This window comes from Pseudomonas sp. NPDC089534, assembly GCF_044749305.1.
In the GTDB taxonomy this organism is placed as follows: Bacteria; Pseudomonadota; Gammaproteobacteria; order Pseudomonadales; family Pseudomonadaceae; genus Aquipseudomonas; species Aquipseudomonas ekonensis.
The window spans coordinates 1-15,680 of sequence record NZ_JBIVHR010000002.1; the positions used below are offsets into that span (position 1 = coordinate 1).

At 64.9% G+C, this 15,680-nt stretch carries 15 protein-coding genes and 1 pseudogene; 7 read left to right on the plus strand and 9 right to left on the minus strand.

The genetic code is table 11. The features are described 5' to 3' along the window. The 6 genes and pseudogenes from ACIP0B_RS00720 to ACIP0B_RS00745 form a co-directional block, all read right to left on the minus strand. Positions 1–178 (minus strand): annotated as a pseudogene (locus tag ACIP0B_RS00720) (urocanate hydratase); the annotation flags it as partial. Positions 179–363: 185 nt separating this feature from the next. After that, on the minus strand, positions 364–1,128 hold the full coding sequence (locus tag ACIP0B_RS00725; protein WP_085583625.1) for an ABC transporter ATP-binding protein: 765 nt from the start codon (positions 1,126–1,128) through the stop codon (positions 364–366). Positions 1,129–1,143: 15 nt separating this feature from the next. Next, entirely contained in the window at positions 1,144–1,854 is a 711-nt protein-coding gene (locus tag ACIP0B_RS00730; protein WP_400828940.1) for an ABC transporter permease, read from the minus strand. Further along, complete coding sequence (locus ACIP0B_RS00735) at positions 1,851–2,579, minus strand: ABC transporter permease (protein WP_217892023.1); 729 nt, start codon at positions 2,577–2,579, stop codon at positions 1,851–1,853. Before ACIP0B_RS00735 ends, ACIP0B_RS00730 begins: the two co-directional genes overlap by 4 nt. 357 nt (positions 2,580–2,936) lie before the next feature. After that, the gene (locus tag ACIP0B_RS00740; RefSeq protein WP_400828942.1) at positions 2,937–3,710 is read right to left on the minus strand and encodes an ABC transporter substrate-binding protein; all 774 of its coding nucleotides are present in this window, start codon (positions 3,708–3,710) and stop codon (positions 2,937–2,939) included. 101 nt (positions 3,711–3,811) lie between these two features. Next, positions 3,812–5,005 carry a M20 aminoacylase family protein gene (locus ACIP0B_RS00745; RefSeq protein ID WP_400828944.1) on the minus strand — a complete coding sequence of 398 codons (1,194 nt, stop codon included), beginning with the start codon at positions 5,003–5,005 and terminating at the stop codon, positions 3,812–3,814. A 144-nt stretch (positions 5,006–5,149) separates the two neighbouring features. On the opposite strand from ACIP0B_RS00745, the gene ACIP0B_RS00750 reads away from it, so the two are divergent. The 5 genes from ACIP0B_RS00750 (at position 5,150) to ACIP0B_RS00770 (ending at position 10,309) form a co-directional block, all read left to right on the plus strand. Then, positions 5,150–6,043 carry a LysR substrate-binding domain-containing protein gene (locus tag ACIP0B_RS00750; protein WP_400828946.1) on the plus strand — a complete coding sequence of 298 codons (894 nt, stop codon included), beginning with the start codon at positions 5,150–5,152 and terminating at the stop codon, positions 6,041–6,043. A gap of 182 nt (positions 6,044–6,225) precedes the next feature. Then, entirely contained in the window at positions 6,226–7,449 is a 1,224-nt protein-coding gene (locus ACIP0B_RS00755; RefSeq protein WP_400828948.1) for an SfnB family sulfur acquisition oxidoreductase, read from the plus strand. Positions 7,450–7,458: 9 nt separating this feature from the next. Beyond that, positions 7,459–8,832, plus strand: a complete 1,374-nt coding sequence (locus ACIP0B_RS00760; RefSeq protein ID WP_400828950.1) for an LLM class flavin-dependent oxidoreductase — start codon at positions 7,459–7,461, stop codon at positions 8,830–8,832. Next, the gene (locus tag ACIP0B_RS00765) at positions 8,829–9,494 is read left to right on the plus strand and encodes a methionine ABC transporter permease (protein ID WP_400828952.1); all 666 of its coding nucleotides are present in this window, start codon (positions 8,829–8,831) and stop codon (positions 9,492–9,494) included. The genes ACIP0B_RS00760 and ACIP0B_RS00765 overlap by 4 nt, the downstream gene beginning before the upstream one ends. A 35-nt stretch (positions 9,495–9,529) precedes the next feature. Beyond that, positions 9,530–10,309 carry a MetQ/NlpA family ABC transporter substrate-binding protein gene (locus ACIP0B_RS00770; RefSeq protein ID WP_400828954.1) on the plus strand — a complete coding sequence of 260 codons (780 nt, stop codon included), beginning with the start codon at positions 9,530–9,532 and terminating at the stop codon, positions 10,307–10,309. Positions 10,310–10,356: 47 nt separating this feature from the next. On the opposite strand, the gene ACIP0B_RS00775 is transcribed toward ACIP0B_RS00770, so the two are convergent. Then, entirely contained in the window at positions 10,357–11,013 is a 657-nt protein-coding gene (locus ACIP0B_RS00775) for an O-methyltransferase (RefSeq protein WP_400828956.1), read from the minus strand. 138 nt (positions 11,014–11,151) lie between these two features. Between ACIP0B_RS00775 and ACIP0B_RS00780 the strand changes: the two genes are divergently transcribed. After that, on the plus strand, positions 11,152–11,805 hold the full coding sequence (locus ACIP0B_RS00780; protein ID WP_400828958.1) for a TetR family transcriptional regulator: 654 nt from the start codon (positions 11,152–11,154) through the stop codon (positions 11,803–11,805). Here ACIP0B_RS00780 and ACIP0B_RS00785 read toward each other — a convergent pair. Beyond that, on the minus strand, positions 11,784–12,503 hold the full coding sequence (locus ACIP0B_RS00785; RefSeq protein ID WP_400828960.1) for a DUF2182 domain-containing protein: 720 nt from the start codon (positions 12,501–12,503) through the stop codon (positions 11,784–11,786). The genes ACIP0B_RS00780 and ACIP0B_RS00785 overlap by 22 nt on opposite strands. Before the next feature lie 2 nt (positions 12,504–12,505). Then, positions 12,506–14,080: a tyrosinase family protein gene (locus ACIP0B_RS00790; protein WP_400828962.1), complete on the minus strand. Its 1,575-nt coding sequence runs from the start codon at positions 14,078–14,080 to the stop codon at positions 12,506–12,508. Between the two features lie 242 nt (positions 14,081–14,322). On the opposite strand from ACIP0B_RS00790, the gene ACIP0B_RS00795 reads away from it, so the two are divergent. Then, a complete protein-coding gene (locus ACIP0B_RS00795; protein WP_400828964.1) occupies positions 14,323–15,669 on the plus strand; it encodes a hypothetical protein in 1,347 nt (448 codons plus the stop codon). The last annotated feature ends 11 nt before the right edge of the window (positions 15,670–15,680 follow it).

Here is a 15,680-nt window from a genome sequence, read left to right on the forward strand (position 1 = left end):
GCGCCGCACGGCCGATGCCGCCGTAGACCACCAGCTCTTTCGGGTTCTCGGCCACTTGCGGGTCGAGGTTGTTCATCAGCATGCGCAGCGGCGCCTCGGTCAGCCAGCTCTTGGCGGTCAGCTGGTTGCCGCGGGGGGCGCGGATTTCGACGTCACGAAAACGGGTTGGCTTGCTCACCGTGAATCCTCTTGAATCGGCAGTCGTGCCGTTTTGTTGTTGTGGATTGAAGTAAATACAAACATGTATATACAGGCTCAATCAAGCAAAATTTGACGACCTGTGCGTTACCTGTCGCTTTGGGTGAAAGAATCGGTCGGCAATGGAAAACGAGCGGCCGGACGGCCGCTCAAAGGGGCAGAACGTTACTTCAGGTTGCCGCTGAGGAACTGCTGCAGGCGTTCGCTCTTGGGGTTGCCCAGCACATCCTCGGGCGCGCCCTGCTCCTCTACCCGCCCTTGGTGAAGGAACAGCACTTGGTTCGACACCTTGCGGGCAAAGCTCATCTCGTGGGTGACCATGATCATGGTGCGCCCCTCTTCGGCCAGCCCCTGGATCACCTTGAGCACCTCGCCCACCAGTTCCGGGTCCAGGGCCGAGGTCGGCTCGTCGAACAGCATGATCTCCGGCTCCATGCTCAACGCACGGGCGATGGCGACCCGCTGCTGCTGGCCGCCGGAGAGAAACGCCGGGTACTGATCGGCGACCCGCGCCGGCAGGCCGACCTTGTCCAGGTAGCGCCGGGCCCGCTCCTCGGCGTCCTTCTTGCTCACGCCCAGCACCCGGCGCGGGGCCAGGGTGATGTTCTCCAGCACCGTCATGTGGCTCCACAGGTTGAAGTGCTGGAACACCATGGCCAAACGCGTGCGCAGGCGTTGCAGTTCGTCGGCGTCGGCCACGCGCATGCCGTGCCGGTCGTGGACCATGCGGATCGGCTGGTTGTCCAGGCTCATGGCGCCGTCGTTGGGCGTTTCCAGGAAGTTGATGCAGCGCAGGAACGTGCTCTTGCCCGAGCCGCTGGCGCCGATCAGGCTGATCACGTCGCCGGTCTTGGCGCTCAGCGAAACGCCCTTCAGGACTTCGTGGTTGCCGTAGCTTTTGTGCAGGTTTTCAACGGTCAGTTTGTACATGGCAAACCTCCTGAATTAATGGGCCGGGCCAAGGAAGGACAACCAGCGCCGTTCCGCCAGGCGGAACAGGCTGACCAGCGAGAACGTGACGGCCAGGTAGATCGCGGCCGCGATGCCGAAGGACTGGAAGGTCAGGAACGTCGCCGAGTTGGCGTCCCGCGCGACTTTCAGGATGTCCGGCACGGTGGCGGTGAACGCCACGGTGGTCGAGTGCAGCATCAGGATCACTTCGTTGCTGTAGTACGGCAGCGACCGGCGCAGGGCCGACGGAATGATCAGGTAGACGTAAAGCCTCCAGCCGCGCAGGCCATAGGCCTTGGCGGCCTCGACTTCGCCGTGGTTCATGCTGCGGATTGCCCCGGCGAAGATCTCCGTGGTGTAGGCGCAGGTGTTCAGGGCGAAGGCCAGGATGGTGCAGTTCATGGCGTCGCGGAAAAACGCGTCGAGCATCGGCTGGGCGCGCACCGCCGCGATGCTGTAGATCCCCGTGTAGCAGATCAACAACTGTATATACAGCGGCGTGCCGCGGAACAGGTAGGTGTAGAACTGCACCGGCCAACGCACCAGGGGATTGGACGAGACCCGGGCGATGGACAGCGGCACCGACAGCACGAAGCCGATGAAGATCGAGGCGCTGAGCAGCCAGAGGGTCATGGCCAGGCCGGTGATGTGGTAGCCGTCGTGGAAAAGGAACGGTTTCCAGTATTCCTGCAGTAGCTCGATCATCGCACGGCCTCCCGGGTGCCGGCGGCGTAGAAGATCTCCAGCCGGCGCAAGACGTAGTTAGAGACGGTGGTGACCAGCAGGTAGATCAGGGCCGCCAGCACCAGGAAGAAGAACAGCTGATACGAACTCTTGCCGGCGTCCTGGGCCACCTTGACCAGGTCGGCCAGGCCGATGATCGACACCAGCGCGGTGGCCTTGAGGATGACCATCCAGTTGTTGCCGATGCCCGGCAGGGCGAAACGCATCATCTGCGGGAACACCACCAGGCGAAAGCGCTGCATGCGGGTCAGGCCGTAGGCGGTGGCGGCTTCCATCTGCCCGCGGGGCACGGCGAGGATGGCGCCGCGGAAGGTTTCGGTGAAGTACGCCCCGTAGATGAAGCCCAGGGTGATCACCCCGGCGCTGAACGGATCGATCTCGATGTACTCCCAGCCCATCGCTTCGGTCAGGTTGGTCAGCCAGGTCTGCAGGCTGTAGAAGATCAGCAGCATCAGCACCAGGTCCGGCACCCCGCGGATCAGCGTGGTGTAGGCCTGCGCCGGCATGCGCAGCAGGGCCGTGCGCGACAGCTTGGCGCTGGCGCCGATCAGGCCCAGCAGCACGCTCACCAGCAGGCACAGAAAGGACAGTTTGACCGTCATCCACGCGCCTTCCAGCAGCAACGGGCCGAAGCCTTTCAGGCTGAAGCCCGACAGCCCCAGCAGCTGCAGCAGTTCATCGAACATCGCGCACCTCCAGGGCAGAGGCGCCAGGCACGCAGAGGACTTGAGGGCAGCGTTGCGGGAAAGGCAGTGGAGCAAGGATCAGAAATGTTTTTTTCATTGTTATTTCCTGAAGACCGACAAGGGCGCTTGCGGCGCACGGGTACTGTTCATGGAACGCAGATGAGGCGATGAAAACGCGAACACCCCGACCCGGGTCTCGAACCGATCCGTGTGTCGAGGTGTTCGGCCGACTCTAATGCACCTATATTTACTTGTACAGACAGGCATAAGCATTTGGTCGGTTTGTTCGTCATCCCGTCGGGAACCGTGCAAGGCACCCTCCCCGACGGGCCCGATCGCGCCCTGTCTGCCGTCGGGTCAGCCGTTGTCGATATCGAAGTCGAAATACTTCGCCCGGATTTTCTCGTAGGTGCCGTTGCGGCGGATCTCGGCCAGGGCGGCGTTGATGGCCTGCTTCAGCTCGGCGTCATCCTTGCGCAGGCCGATGGACGCGCCGACGCCCAGGGTCTGGGTGTCGTGCACGGCCTCGCCGGCGAACCCGAAGTCATGGCCTCGATCGGTTTTGAGGAAGCCCATGTCCGCCTGTACCGTGTCTTGCAGCGCGGCATCCAGTCGCCCCGACAGCAGGTCCTGATACACCAGGTCCTGATTCTGGTAGGACAACACGTCGACACCGTTGGGCGCCCAGTGGGCCTTGGCGTAGGCTTCCTGGGTCGAGCCCATCTCCACGCCGATGTGCTTGCCTTTGAGCGACTCGACCGCAGGCTTGATGTCCGACCCTTTGCGGGCCACCAGGCTGGACGGGGTGTGGTAGATCTTGTCCGAGAAGTCGATCTGCTGAAGGCGCTTTTCGGTCACGCTCATCGACGACAGGATGCCGTCGAACTTTTTTGCCTTGAGCCCCGGAATCACACTGTCCCAAGGGCTTTCGACCCACACGCACTTGGCCTTGAGCTCGGCGCAGATGGCGTTGCCGATGTCGATGTCGAAGCCCACCAGCGTGCCGTCGGGCGCCTTCGATTCGAACGGCGCGTAGCTGGGGTCGACGCCGAAGCGGATGACGGTCCAGTCTTTGGCGTGGACGCCGCCGGCAGCCAGGAACAGGACAAGCGAGAGGATGATTTTGTTCATGTCGGTCTCCGAGGACACATTCGTTCAAAGCCGTGCTTTGAGGTAAGGCCAGCCTGGGTATTTGGACTCATTGTCAGAGGCTGGTTGGGGGAAGCATCAGGTCAGGGCTGCGCCAGGAACCGCTCGACCAGGCGCGCCCAAAAGGCGGCCCCGACCGGCAGGTTGCTGTCGTTGAAGTCGTAACCGGGGTTGTGCACCATGCAGCCGTCCGCGCCGACGCCGTTGCCCAGGCGCAGGAAGCAGCCCGGACGGGCCTGGAGCATGTAGGCGAAGTCTTCGCTGCCCATCAGCAGGTCGGTGTGCGGCACGACCCGGTCGGTGCCGAGCAGCTCTTGCGCCACCGCAATCGCGAAGTCGGTTTCGCGGTCGCTGTTGATCACCACCGGATAGCCCATGAGGTAGTCGATCTCGACTTCGGCGCCGTAGCTGGCGGCCTGCTGCTGCACCAGTTCGGTGATGCGCGACTTGAGCAAGGCCCGCACCTGGGCGCTGAACGAGCGCACGCTCAACTCAAGCCGCGCGGTGCCGGGGATGACGTTGTTGGCGGTGCCGGCCTGCAACACGCCGACCGTCACCACCGCCGGTTGGGTCGGCTCGACGTTGCGCGCCACGACGGTCTGCAACGCCATCACGATGCTGGAGGCCACCACCACCGGATCCACCGTCAGATGGGGCCGCGCCGCATGGCCGCCGTTGCCCTTGACGGTGATGTAGACGTTGTCGCCCGCCGCCTGCAGCGGCCCGCGGCGGAACAGCATGGTGCCGGCCGGCGCGCCCGGATGGTTGTGCAGGCCGAACACCGCGTCGCAGGGAAAACGCTCGAACAGGCCGTCCTTGATCATGCTCAGCGCGCCGCTGTCGATGCCGTGTTCCTCGGCCGGCTGGAAGTACAGGTGCACGGTGCCGGAGAAATTGCGCGTCTGCGCCAGGTGACGGGCGGCGCCCAGCAGCATGGTGGTGTGGCCGTCGTGGCCGCAGGCGTGCATCTTGCCGTGATGGCGGCTGGCGTAGGGCAAGCCGGTCTGCTCCAGGATCGGCAAGGCGTCCATGTCGGCGCGGATGCCGATGCTGCGCGGGCCGTCGCCGACCTTCAGCGTACCGACCACGCCGGTTCTCCCGACGCCGGTGGTCACGGCGTAGCCCCACTCCTCCAGCTTCTTGGCCACCAGCCCGGCCGTCTCCCGTTCCTCGTAGGCCAGCTCGGGGTGCTGATGCAGGTGATGGCGTATCGCACGCAGATCGTCGGTCGATTCGGCAAGGTCGGCGACCTCGCAGTAACGTCGGGTAGTGTCCATATCGCTTGGCTTCTCTTTGTGATTCCCCCCGTCTGGCGGGGGTGTGAAGCCACAGTAGAGATTGCCGGGTGCGCTGAGAAGATGTAATTTTTTTGCCGATGATCAGCTTTATTTATCACCTGAAACCCGTGGAAGTCAGTGCCCATGAAGATCAACCAGCTCCAGGTGTTCGTGACCGTCGCCGAAGAAAAGAGCCTGCGCGCCGCCGCCCGCTGCCTGAACCTGACGCAGCCCGCCGTCACCCGCAGCGTGCAGGAACTGGAAAGCGACCTGGGCGTGGTCCTGATGACCCGCAACGTGCAGGGCATCACGCTGACCGACTGCGGCAAGGCGTTGCAGATCCGCGCCCACCAGATCCTCGAGGATGTGCGGCGGGCCCGGGAAGAGCTCGACCAGATCACCCACAACATGCGCGGCAAGGTCACGGTCAGCGCCACGTCCACCATCGCGCTGAGCCTGCTGCCCAAGGCCCTGGAGCAATTCCAGAAGACGGCCCCGGAGGCCGAAATGACGTTCATGGAGGTCAAGTTCCCGCTCGCGGCCCAGCACCTGCGCGACGGCTCGCTGGATTTCGTGGTCTCCCACGAACTGCCCGACATGCTCGGCGACGACCTGATCAGCCTGCCGCTGTTCTCGACCGACTTCGTCGTGATGGCGCGGGCCGGGCATCCGTTGGCGAACGCGCGCCACCTGCGCGAATTGACCGACGCGCAATGGCTGAGCACGGTGCCGTCGGGCGGTTTCCAGCACAGCGTGATGGAAACGATGTTCGGCCACGCCGGCCTGCCGCTGCCCCGGCGGATCGTCCATTGCTCCTCGTTCGCCATCGCGCTGGGCCTGGTCACCGGCACGGATTCCCTGGTGCTGTTCTCGCGGCTGCTGGCCGACAGCATCGCCAGCTTCGGGCTGCAGCGGATTCCCCTGGAGCAGAAACTGCCGGCGCTGGAGATGAGCATCATCCTGCGCAAGGGCACCCTGCTCACACCGGTGGCCCAGCGTTTCATGGAATGCTTGCGGGGCGTCGTCAAACGCCGTTGAGGACAGTCCGGGCCGCCTGAGCCTGGGCTGTGCTGTTGCAGGGCAAACAGGCCTTCAGCAATCGGTTGATTCTGCGTACAGGAACCACATCAAGAATAGCGCCTAACGTATTGATTTCAGTGAGCTAATCGATTGGCACGACAGCTGCAAAGCGTAGATCTCCGACTACACGCGAGCTGTCCATGCCTACCGAAACCGTATCCGCCTTCTATGAAATCCGCCGCCCCGCCGCTCACGTCATCCGTGACGATGCGGAGGCGATCGCCGTGGCCCGTCAGGTCGCAGACCTGCTGCGCGAAGGTGCCGCCGAGCGCGACCGCCGCCGCGAGGTGCCGGCCGATATCGTCGATGCCTTTTCCGACAGCGGCCTGTGGGGCATCACCGTGCCCCGGGAGTACGGCGGCGCCGAGGTGTCGTTCGCCACGTTGGCGCAGGTCATCGCCCTTGTCTCGGCGGCCGACCCGTCGCTCGGACAGATTCCGCAGAACCACTACTGCCTGCTCGAAGACATCCGCCTGCAAGGCACGGCGCAGCAGAAAGAGCACTTCTTCGGCCTGGTGCTGCAAGGGCACCGCTTCGCCAACGCCCTGTCGGAAACCGGCGGCAAGAACGTGCAGGACATCCGCACCCGTCTGGTGGCCGAAGGCGACGGCTATCGGATCGACGGGCGCAAAGGCTACTGCACCGGCTCCTTGTACGCCCACTGGATCGGCGTGCTGGCGCTGGACGAGCAAGACCGCGCGCAACTGGCGTTCGTGCCCCGCGACACCCCCGGCCTGGTGATCGTGGATGACTGGAGCAGCATGGGTCAGCGCACCACCTCCAGCGGCACCGTGATCCTCGACGGCCTGCGGGTGCCGGCGTTCCACCTGTTCCCCTCCTACCGCTCCTACGAGAGCCCGACGCTGGCCGGCCCGTTCGCCCAGCTGACCACGGCGGCCATCGACGCCGGCATCGGCCGTGCGGCCCTGGACGACACCATTGCCTTCGTGCGCGAACACGCCCGTCCGTGGATCGACGCCGGGGTCGAGAAGGCCAGCGAAGATCCGTTGACGATCATCCAGGTCGGCGCCCTGGAGATCCGCCAGGAGGCCGCCGAGGCCCTGCTCGAACGGGCCGGCCGGGCACTGGACGCCGCCAGGCCGGCACCGGACGAAGACTCCGTCGCGGCGGCCTCGGTCGCCGTCGCGAAAGCCAAGGTGCTGACCACCGAGGCGGCCATCGAGGCCAGCAACCGCCTGTTCGAGCTGGGCGGCACCCGCTCGTCCCTCACCCGGCACAACTTCGACCGCCATTGGCGCAACGCGCGGGTGCACACCCTGCACGACCCGGTGCGCTGGAAGTATCACCTGGTCGGCAACTGGGCCCTGAACGGCATCAAGCCGGCCCGCCACGACTGGAACTGAGGCCGCGCCATGACTAAGCAAATCCGCCTCAACGCCTTCGCCATGAACACGGTCGGCCACCTCTCACCCGGACTCTGGCGCCATCCCCGCGACCAGGCGACGCGCTACACCGACATCCATTACTGGATCGAGCTGGCCAAGACCCTCGAACGCGGCTGCATCGACGGGCTGTTCATCGCCGATGTGCTGGGCGTCTACGACGTCTACGGCGACAGCCCCGATTCGGCCCTGGCCAACGCTGCCCAGGTGCCGGTCAACGATCCGCTGCAACTGGTGCCGGCGATGGCGGCCGCCACGCGCCACCTGGGCTTCGGCGTCACCGCCTCGGTCTCCTTCGAACACCCCTACCCGTTCGCCCGGCGGATGAGCACGCTCGACCACCTGACCCAAGGGCGGGCCGGCTGGAACATCGTCACCTCGTACCTGGCCAGCGGTGCGCGCAACATCGGCCAGGACCGTCAGCTTGACCATGACCAGCGCTATGCCTTGGCCGAGGAATATCTGCAGGTCTGCTACAAGCTGTGGGAGACCAGCTGGGAGGACGATGCGGTGCAGGCCGACCGCAAGGACGGCGTGTACGCCGACCCGCGCAAGGTGCACGGCATCCACCACGAGGGCACGTACTTCAAGGTGCCTGGCTTCCACCTCAGCGAGCCGTCCCCGCAGCGCACCCCGCTCATTTACCAGGCCGGCGCCTCCAGCCGCGGGCGGGCGTTCGCTGCCGCCCATGCCGAATGCGTGTTCGTGGCCGCGCCGAGCAAGACCGTGCTGCGCAAGCAGGTCGCCGACTTGCGGGCAGCCGCCGTGACGGCAGGCCGGGCGCCCGATGACATCCAGATCCTCGAACAGCTGACCGTGATCGTCGCGCCGACCGACGAGCAAGCGCTGGCCCTGCTGCGCGAATACCGCGAGTACGCCAGCGCCGGCGGCGCCCTGACGCTGATGTCCGGTTGGACCGGCATCGACTTCTCCCGCTACGCGCCCGACCAAGTGCTGCGCGAAGTGCCCAGCGAGGCGATCCGCTCCGCCGTGGAAGCCTTCACCCGGGCCGACCCGAGCCGCACCTGGACGACCGCCGAGATCGCCGACTATTGCGCCATCGGCGGCGACGGCCCGGTGCTGGTCGGATCGGCCAAGACCGTCGCCGACCAGTTGCAGGAATGGGTGCAGGAGACCGGCGTGGACGGCTTCAACCTCGCCAGCGCAGTGGCGCCGGAAACCTTCGTGGCCGTGGTGGATCTGCTGGTTCCCGAGCTTCAGGCCAGAGGCCTGTTCAAACGGGCCTACGCCCCCGGGACGCTGCGCGACAAGCTGTTCGGCCGCGGCGACCGCCTGGCCGCGCCGCATCCTGTGGCCGCCCTGCGTCGGGATGCACGCCGATGAACGAGCTGCTCGCCAACGTCAACTGGCCGGAGATCGGCCAGGCCTGCATCGAAACAATGAGCATGGTCAGCGCGGCACTGGGCTTCACCGTGGTGCTGGGGCTGCCGCTGGGGGTGCTGCTGTACCTGACCGGGCAACGCCAACTGCTGGCCAATTTGCCGCTGTACCGCACCCTGTCGGTGGTGGTGAACGTGCTGCGTTCGCTGCCGTTCATCATTCTGCTGATCGTGCTCATCCCCATGACCACGCTGATCACCGGCACCTCCCTGGGCGTCAGGGGCACGATTCCGCCCCTTGTGGTCGGTTGCACGCCTTTCTTTGCCCGCCTGGTGGAGACCGCGTTGCGGGAAGTCGACCGGGGGCTGGTCGAGGCGACCCAGGCCATGGGCGCGACACTGCGCCAGATCATCTGGCACACGCTGCTGCCCGAGTCCCGCACGGGGCTGATCGCGGCGGTCACGGTCACGGCGATCGTGCTGGTCGACTACACCGCCATGGCCGGCGTCATCGGCGGCGGCGGACTGGGCGACCTGGCCATCCGTTTCGGCTACCAGCGTTTCCAGACCGACGTCATGGTCGTGACGGTGCTGCTCCTGGTCCTGCTGGTGCAGGCCCTGCAAATGAGCGGCGATCGCCTGGTCCGGCATTTCACCCGACGTTGAACACCCCTCTCACACTCCATGAAAAGGCCTTGCCCATGAAAAAAACCCTGACCGCCCTCGCCGCTGCCGTCTCCTTCCTGTCCCTGGGAGCCCACGCGGCGGAACACCTGGTCGTCGGCGCCACGCCGGTGCCCCATGCCGAGATCCTCGAATTCGTCAAACCGGCCCTGGCCAAGGAAGGCGTGGACCTGGACATCAAGGTGTTCAACGACTTCATCCAGCCCAACCTGCAACTGGCCCAGAAGAACCTGGACGCCAACTACTACCAGTACCGGCCGTTCCTCAACGACTTCAACAAGACCCGCCACACCGACCTGGTGCCGGTGGTGGGCGTGCACATCGAGCCGTTCGGAGCCTACTCCGCCAAGTACAAGAGCCTCGCCGAGCTGCCTGACGGCGCCAGCGTGGCCATTCCCAACGACCCGGTGAACACCGGACGGGCCCTGGTGCTGCTGGCCGAAGCCGGGCTGATCAAGCTCAAGGACGCCACAGACCCGCAATCCAGCCAGCGCGACATCACCGACAACCCCCACCACCTCAAGATCCGTGAGCTGGAGGGCGCGATGCTGGCCCGCTCCGTGAAACAGGTCGATCTGGCATTCGTGTTCGCCAATTACGCGCTGGAGGCCGGGATCGACACCAACAGCGCACTGATTGTCGAGAAAGGCAAAGACCTCTATGTGGAATACCTCGTCGCCCGTCCGGACAACCTGCAGGATCCGGGCATCCAGAAGCTGGCCAAGGCGCTGAACTCGCCCCAGGTCCGGGACTTCATCCTGACCCGCTACAAGGGCCAGATCGCGCCCGGCTTCTGATGCCGGGCACGGTGCAGAGGCCAGGGAGCGGCCTCTGATCCGGGCGTTCAGCCCAACCGCATCGACACCTCGATGTCATCGGCGAACGGCACCGAGACGTAGCCGTTCTGCGGCGAGCGCACGTGGGCCACGAACTCGGGGCAGTAATCGGTGTTGTCCGCCACCACCAGCGCGCCCGGCCGCAGGTGCTTCTCCACCAGGCCCAGCACATCGCCGTACAGCGCCTTGGCGCCGTCGAGCAGCAGCAGGTCGACCGATCCGGGCAGGTTGCTCGCCAGCGTGACCAGCGCATCGCCTTCGCGGATCTCCACCAGGTCGCTGACCCCGCCTTCTTCAAAGTGATGCCGCGCCAAAGCGATCTTCGACGGCTCGAACTCGCTGCCGATCAGCACACCGCCGCCGTTGTCGCGCAGGGCCGCCGCCAGGTGCAGGGTGGACAGCCCGAACGAGGTGCCGAACTCGACGATGGCTTTTGCCTTCGTGCTGCGGGCGAGCATGTACAGCAGCTTGCCGGTGTCGCGGGACACCGGCAGCCACAGGTCCTTGAGCATGGCGTAGAGCTGGCGGTACTCGGTCTTGCTGTGCATCAGCCGCTCGCGCTCATCGCGCGACACCGTCTCCAGCACCGGGCTGGTGGCGGCGCTGGCCTGGGTGTAGAGGCGTTCGATCAGGGGCGCCAGTGGCGCAGAGGTCAGGGTCGTCATGATTGCTTTCCGTCGGTTGCTTTGTGTGGGTTCGGCGCTAGAGTGTCGAACCAAACGCGAGTGATTCGTCGCATTCAAATGATGCGAGCGATTCGCGCCCGCCGCTATTCGCGTTCTCCGCCAACCGCAGGACCGCCCATGACAAACCGCCAGACCGCCCGTATTTCCTCGCGCAAGCAGCCGCAGCAGGCGCGCTCCACTGAGCTTGTGAGCGCCATTCTGGAGGCGGCTGTTCAGGTTTTGGCCCAGGAAGGCGCCGCCCGTTTCACCACCGCGCGGGTGGCGGAAAAGGCCGGCGTGAGCATCGGCTCGCTGTACCAGTACTTCCCCAACAAGGCGGCGATCCTGTTCCGCCTGCAGAGCGACGAGTGGCTGGCGACCACCCAGATGCTGCGCCGCATCCTGGAAAGCCAGGCGCAGCCGCCGCTGGAGCGCCTGCGCGCCCTGGTGCATGCGTTCATCCGTTCGGAATGCGAGGAAGCGCAGATGCGCGGCGCCCTGAACGACGCCGCCCCGCTCTACCGCGACGCGCCCGAGGCCCAGGAAGTGCGGGCGGCCGGCAAGCGGATCTTCGACGCCTTCATGCTGGAGCTGCTGCCCGGCGCCGCAGAGGACGTCCGCGCCCAGGCCTGCGACCTGATGCTCAGGACGCTGAGTGCGGTGGGCAAGGACTTTTCCGGCACCCCGCGCAGCGATGAGGACATCACCGTGTGCGCCGACGGGATGGCGGACATGTTTAGCGCTTATGTGGGGATGCTCAGGGCGCCGGCTCAGCCAACGACCCAGGCTTGAGGCGTCGGCGGATTCGTCCGTTCATGGGCCACCCACATCGCGGCGAACAGCATGAACGGCAGGTGCCCGGCCGGCAGGCTCAGCGGCAACAGCATCAACGCCCAGCAGGTGCAGACGCACCAAAAGCCATGGTTTGCGCCGAAGCGCAGCGGGTCGGCCAGCGCCGGCCAACCGAACACCGAGAGGCGCGGACGTAGGTGACAACGCGCCAGACAACGCCTACGTGCCCCGCTCACCTGCCACAGCAGCCCGCCGCTGAGCACGATCGATGCCGCCGCCAAGGCCGAGCCCGCACGGGAAACCAGCAGCAGCGCGGCCACAAACAACAGGGCGCAGGCCACCATCCAAACCAGGAAGTACGCCAGCAGAAACAGCGCGACGGCACGCCAGCGGTGACGCGTCAGCGAGCGGAACCAGAGGTGCAGCAAGGGGCCGGCCAATGCCGGCACCATCATGGCGACCAGCATCGTCAGCATCCCACCGGTCAGGGCGGCGGCATCCACCGTTGCCCCGGCCAGCCGCAGATAGGCGATCCCTTCGGCGAGCATCGGCCTTGAGCCGTCCACGCACAGTTGCATCAGTTCGGCATGAACCCTGTCGTTGACGGCCATCAGGGCGAAGGCCGACAGGCTGATCCCCCACAACAGGCTGGCGAGGGGATCAACCCCCGCCTCCCTCAGCCGTTGCGCCAGGGCCATGGTCAGGTCGACTGGCGGTAGATGCTGACCCGCTGGATCGAGACCCCTTCGGTGCAATGCACCGGCACGAACAGCACCGGCAGCTTGCTCAGGTCGCTCTGGCCAGACAGGTGCAACCGGTCGATGGTGGCGGTGATTTCGATCACCTTGTTCAGGCCCGCGCCGCCATGGGGCTTGGCGAGGCTGCTGGCTTCGCCGACGCCGAACAGCGACACCACGCCGGCCAGGTTCTCCGGATGCTCGGCCGGATCCTCGCCTTCGGCCAGGCCGACATAGACGTCGAAGATTGCCGCATCGTTGGCACCGGTGATGTTCTCCAGGTTGAGGAACACCCGGTCGGGTTCCGCAGGAGCCTGCAACGCGAAGTTGGCCATGCTGAAGCTTTGGGTGAGTTTGGCGGCGGTGGGCTTGTCTGTCTTGACGAGCGTCGCGGACGGGGCGCTCCCCAAGGTCAGTGCCTTGCTGTTGGCGCCGAGCAGCTCGACCGTGGGTTTTCTGGGCACGTCAGCGATCTCCGCAAAGTTGAACGTTTCAGGCACGTCCATCAGCGCCTTCAGCGTATCCATGCGCAGTGCCACACGCTGATGACCACCCAGAGGGTCGGAAATGTCCTCGTACACATAGTCGAGCCCCGCTGCTTTGGTGTCCAGCATGTCTTTGGGGGCAAACGACTTGTGGCTGCCGTTGGCCTGCGGCAGCACGAAACGCTGCTTGCCGGAGGGGCCGTCCAGCCAGGACTTGAGCACCGGGTTGGTGAAGCGCGGGTTGCGGTTGCGCCAGACCTCCCAGAGCCGGTCGATATTGGCGTGGTGCAGCCAGAAGATCGGATCCAGCGCGGCCGTCAACGGCATGGACATCAACCCGTAGTTCCTCCAGTCCCGCGGATCGGTGTTCTGCACCGCGCCCCCGACCAGGCCGTGCACCGGATCGTGGGGCCCCTGCTCCAGCACGCCCTCGTTCGCCCGGTCGGCGTTGTGCTGAAAAGGCGTGCGCACGCCGCCGAATCCCGGCGAGCCGTTGGGCAGCCCTTCGTAGTCAGGATCGCTCAGCGCAGCGGTCAGGTCGACATCAATGGCGCGGATCACCACCACCCCGTCGCCACGGCCAAAACGGCGTGCTTCAAAGAGCGGGTTGTCGCCGCCATCGGGCCAACTGTTCTTGGCGAAGGCTTCCGGCAACTGCCGGGGGTTGGCGGCGGTGGCGTCGTTGTAGTTCCAGTAAGGCAAGGCCCAGTTGGACGGCGCACCGGGCAAGGTGCTGATGGCGGCGCGCACCATCGACTCGAACGCGGCCAGGTAGCCTCGATGCCAAGGCAGGAAGTACCAGCTGTGGTGCTGGCACTGGTTGCTGTCCTGCTTGAGGAACTGGGGCGTGGTCGGCAGTTTCTCGGTCGGCTTCAACCAGCCGAACTGGCGCCAGACGTCCTCGTTGACCCCGTGAATCGCCGCCTGGTAGCGCCAACTGGTGACGTCGGAAAACGGTCGCGCCTTCATGATCTTGACCCCGCGCGCATACCACAGCAGTTCGGGTGGCCAAGGTTGCTTCAAGCTCCAGACATTGCGCCGTGTGTACGTCATCGCCTGCACCTCCATGTCGTCGGGTTCGGATCCTTCACCGTCAAACGTCGGACGCTGTGTCACCAGACTATAGGGCACCTTTGCGGTCGGCGTCGGAACCACGGATCCGGTAATGGCTCATTGCGATGAACGGCCATGTGCAATGACGGGAATGTGCTCTACTCAGCCAATGATCACGGGCCACTCCTTCAGGAATGCGGTCTATCGGCCCCAGGGACCGATGACTGGACAGGGACGCAATCATGAACCGTCTGAACATCATCGCGCTCGGCCTGGCAGCGGCTGTCTCCAGCCTGTGCGCCAATGCCTATGAATCGGATTTCCACTACGGCCTGACCTACTGGCTCGCCGCGCAGGCCGGTTTCGACCCGCTCCAGACGCAGGAGATCGCCCGCCAGAACGAACTCACCGACACCGGCATGCTCGATGCGAAACACGCGATCATCTTGGGCCTGTGCATCTTGCGCAACGAGGGCGCCAGCACGCAGACCCGGGCCTTGCATTTCCGTGCGCAGAAGGCGCCGCCATTGCCGCCGGCGCAGCGCAAGGTCACCGAGGACTCGCGTTACGCCGAGGGCCAATCCGACAGCATCATCCACACCAAACCCCATGAGGATCCGGAGCTGCAAGGCAAGTTCGGCCAGGCGCTGCACGGTCGGCAGGATGCGTATTCCCACGCAGGGCAAAGCAATACGTTTTCCCCCTTGTGCCCTGAGCTGTGGATTTGGTCGCACCCCATAGATAAGGGGGGGATTTTCTCGCACGTCGCCGATCAGACCTTCCGGGCCAAGGAAAAATGTTTCAGGGCGGCGTCGAGCACCTACGGCCTTATGCTGCGCTTTCGGGACACGATGTCGCTCGCGACCCCGCCCAAAAAACCTGATGAACTGGAAACCTCCATCAAGGAATTCTGCGCAGCCTCGACCAAAGCGGAAAAGGCCAAATGGTTCGTTGACCAGCATGTGCCGCAAGCCGACGCCATTGCGAAAAACACTAGCCTTGAAGACGGTGGGCGCAGTTTCTACAAGGCGCCCCGGATCGATCTGCGCCGGGGCGTCCAATCGCTCGCGGCGGTCAAGGAGAACATCCCCGAGTATGAGCAGCAGGAGCCCGGCTGGTTGCCCGCCATCGAAATCGACCCGAAGCTGCGCGACCTGATGATGAACGGAATCGATGCATCACCGAAGGAAAAGGAATTCGCCCGGACATTCCTCAACACGTGGCTCACGGTGCCTCCCGAGAAACTGGGGGGTGTGGTGACCTTACGGGAGATAAAAGACAAACCGCCCAAGACACCGGCTGCAGTCGCCCTTCTGCAACGCTTGCGCCTGAAGGATCAGGGCCGGTTCGACCCGCAGACATTCAGCCTGGAATCGACGAAACCCCAGGACTACGTCACGCTCGACGGCAACGACTGGGCCAGCGTACTGATCCCCGTGCGGGGGCAGAAGGCCGAAGCACTGGTGGGCGACCTGCAAGACGGCTTTCTGGTGATCGCGATCCTTCGCCATGCGCCCAATGAAGTCTTGCTGATCAAAGTCACGAAGGACTACGAACTGGATGAAGTGACCAGCCTGATTTTTCACTGAGTTTCCGACAG

Excerpts from the sequence above, each read along its gene's own strand:
- ACIP0B_RS00725 (WP_085583625.1), bottom strand. The coding sequence starts at position 1,128 with ATGTACAAACTGACCGTTGAAAACCTGCACAAAAGCTACGGCAACCAC.
- ACIP0B_RS00730 (WP_400828940.1), bottom strand. The coding sequence starts at position 1,854 with ATGATCGAGCTACTGCAGGAATACTGGAAACCGTTCCTTTTCCACGAC.
- ACIP0B_RS00735 (WP_217892023.1), bottom strand. The coding sequence starts at position 2,579 with ATGTTCGATGAACTGCTGCAGCTGCTGGGGCTGTCGGGCTTCAGCCTG.
- ACIP0B_RS00740 (WP_400828942.1), bottom strand. The coding sequence starts at position 3,710 with ATGAACAAAATCATCCTCTCGCTTGTCCTGTTCCTGGCTGCCGGCGGC.
- ACIP0B_RS00745 (WP_400828944.1), bottom strand. The coding sequence starts at position 5,005 with ATGGACACTACCCGACGTTACTGCGAGGTCGCCGACCTTGCCGAATCG.
- ACIP0B_RS00750 (WP_400828946.1), top strand. The coding sequence starts at position 5,150 with ATGAAGATCAACCAGCTCCAGGTGTTCGTGACCGTCGCCGAAGAAAAG.
- ACIP0B_RS00755 (WP_400828948.1), top strand. The coding sequence starts at position 6,226 with ATGCCTACCGAAACCGTATCCGCCTTCTATGAAATCCGCCGCCCCGCC.
- ACIP0B_RS00760 (WP_400828950.1), top strand. The coding sequence starts at position 7,459 with ATGACTAAGCAAATCCGCCTCAACGCCTTCGCCATGAACACGGTCGGC.
- ACIP0B_RS00765 (WP_400828952.1), top strand. The coding sequence starts at position 8,829 with ATGAACGAGCTGCTCGCCAACGTCAACTGGCCGGAGATCGGCCAGGCC.
- ACIP0B_RS00770 (WP_400828954.1), top strand. The coding sequence starts at position 9,530 with ATGAAAAAAACCCTGACCGCCCTCGCCGCTGCCGTCTCCTTCCTGTCC.
- ACIP0B_RS00775 (WP_400828956.1), bottom strand. The coding sequence starts at position 11,013 with ATGACGACCCTGACCTCTGCGCCACTGGCGCCCCTGATCGAACGCCTC.
- ACIP0B_RS00780 (WP_400828958.1), top strand. The coding sequence starts at position 11,152 with ATGACAAACCGCCAGACCGCCCGTATTTCCTCGCGCAAGCAGCCGCAG.
- ACIP0B_RS00785 (WP_400828960.1), bottom strand. The coding sequence starts at position 12,503 with ATGGCCCTGGCGCAACGGCTGAGGGAGGCGGGGGTTGATCCCCTCGCC.
- ACIP0B_RS00790 (WP_400828962.1), bottom strand. The coding sequence starts at position 14,080 with ATGACGTACACACGGCGCAATGTCTGGAGCTTGAAGCAACCTTGGCCA.
- ACIP0B_RS00795 (WP_400828964.1), top strand. The coding sequence starts at position 14,323 with ATGAACCGTCTGAACATCATCGCGCTCGGCCTGGCAGCGGCTGTCTCC.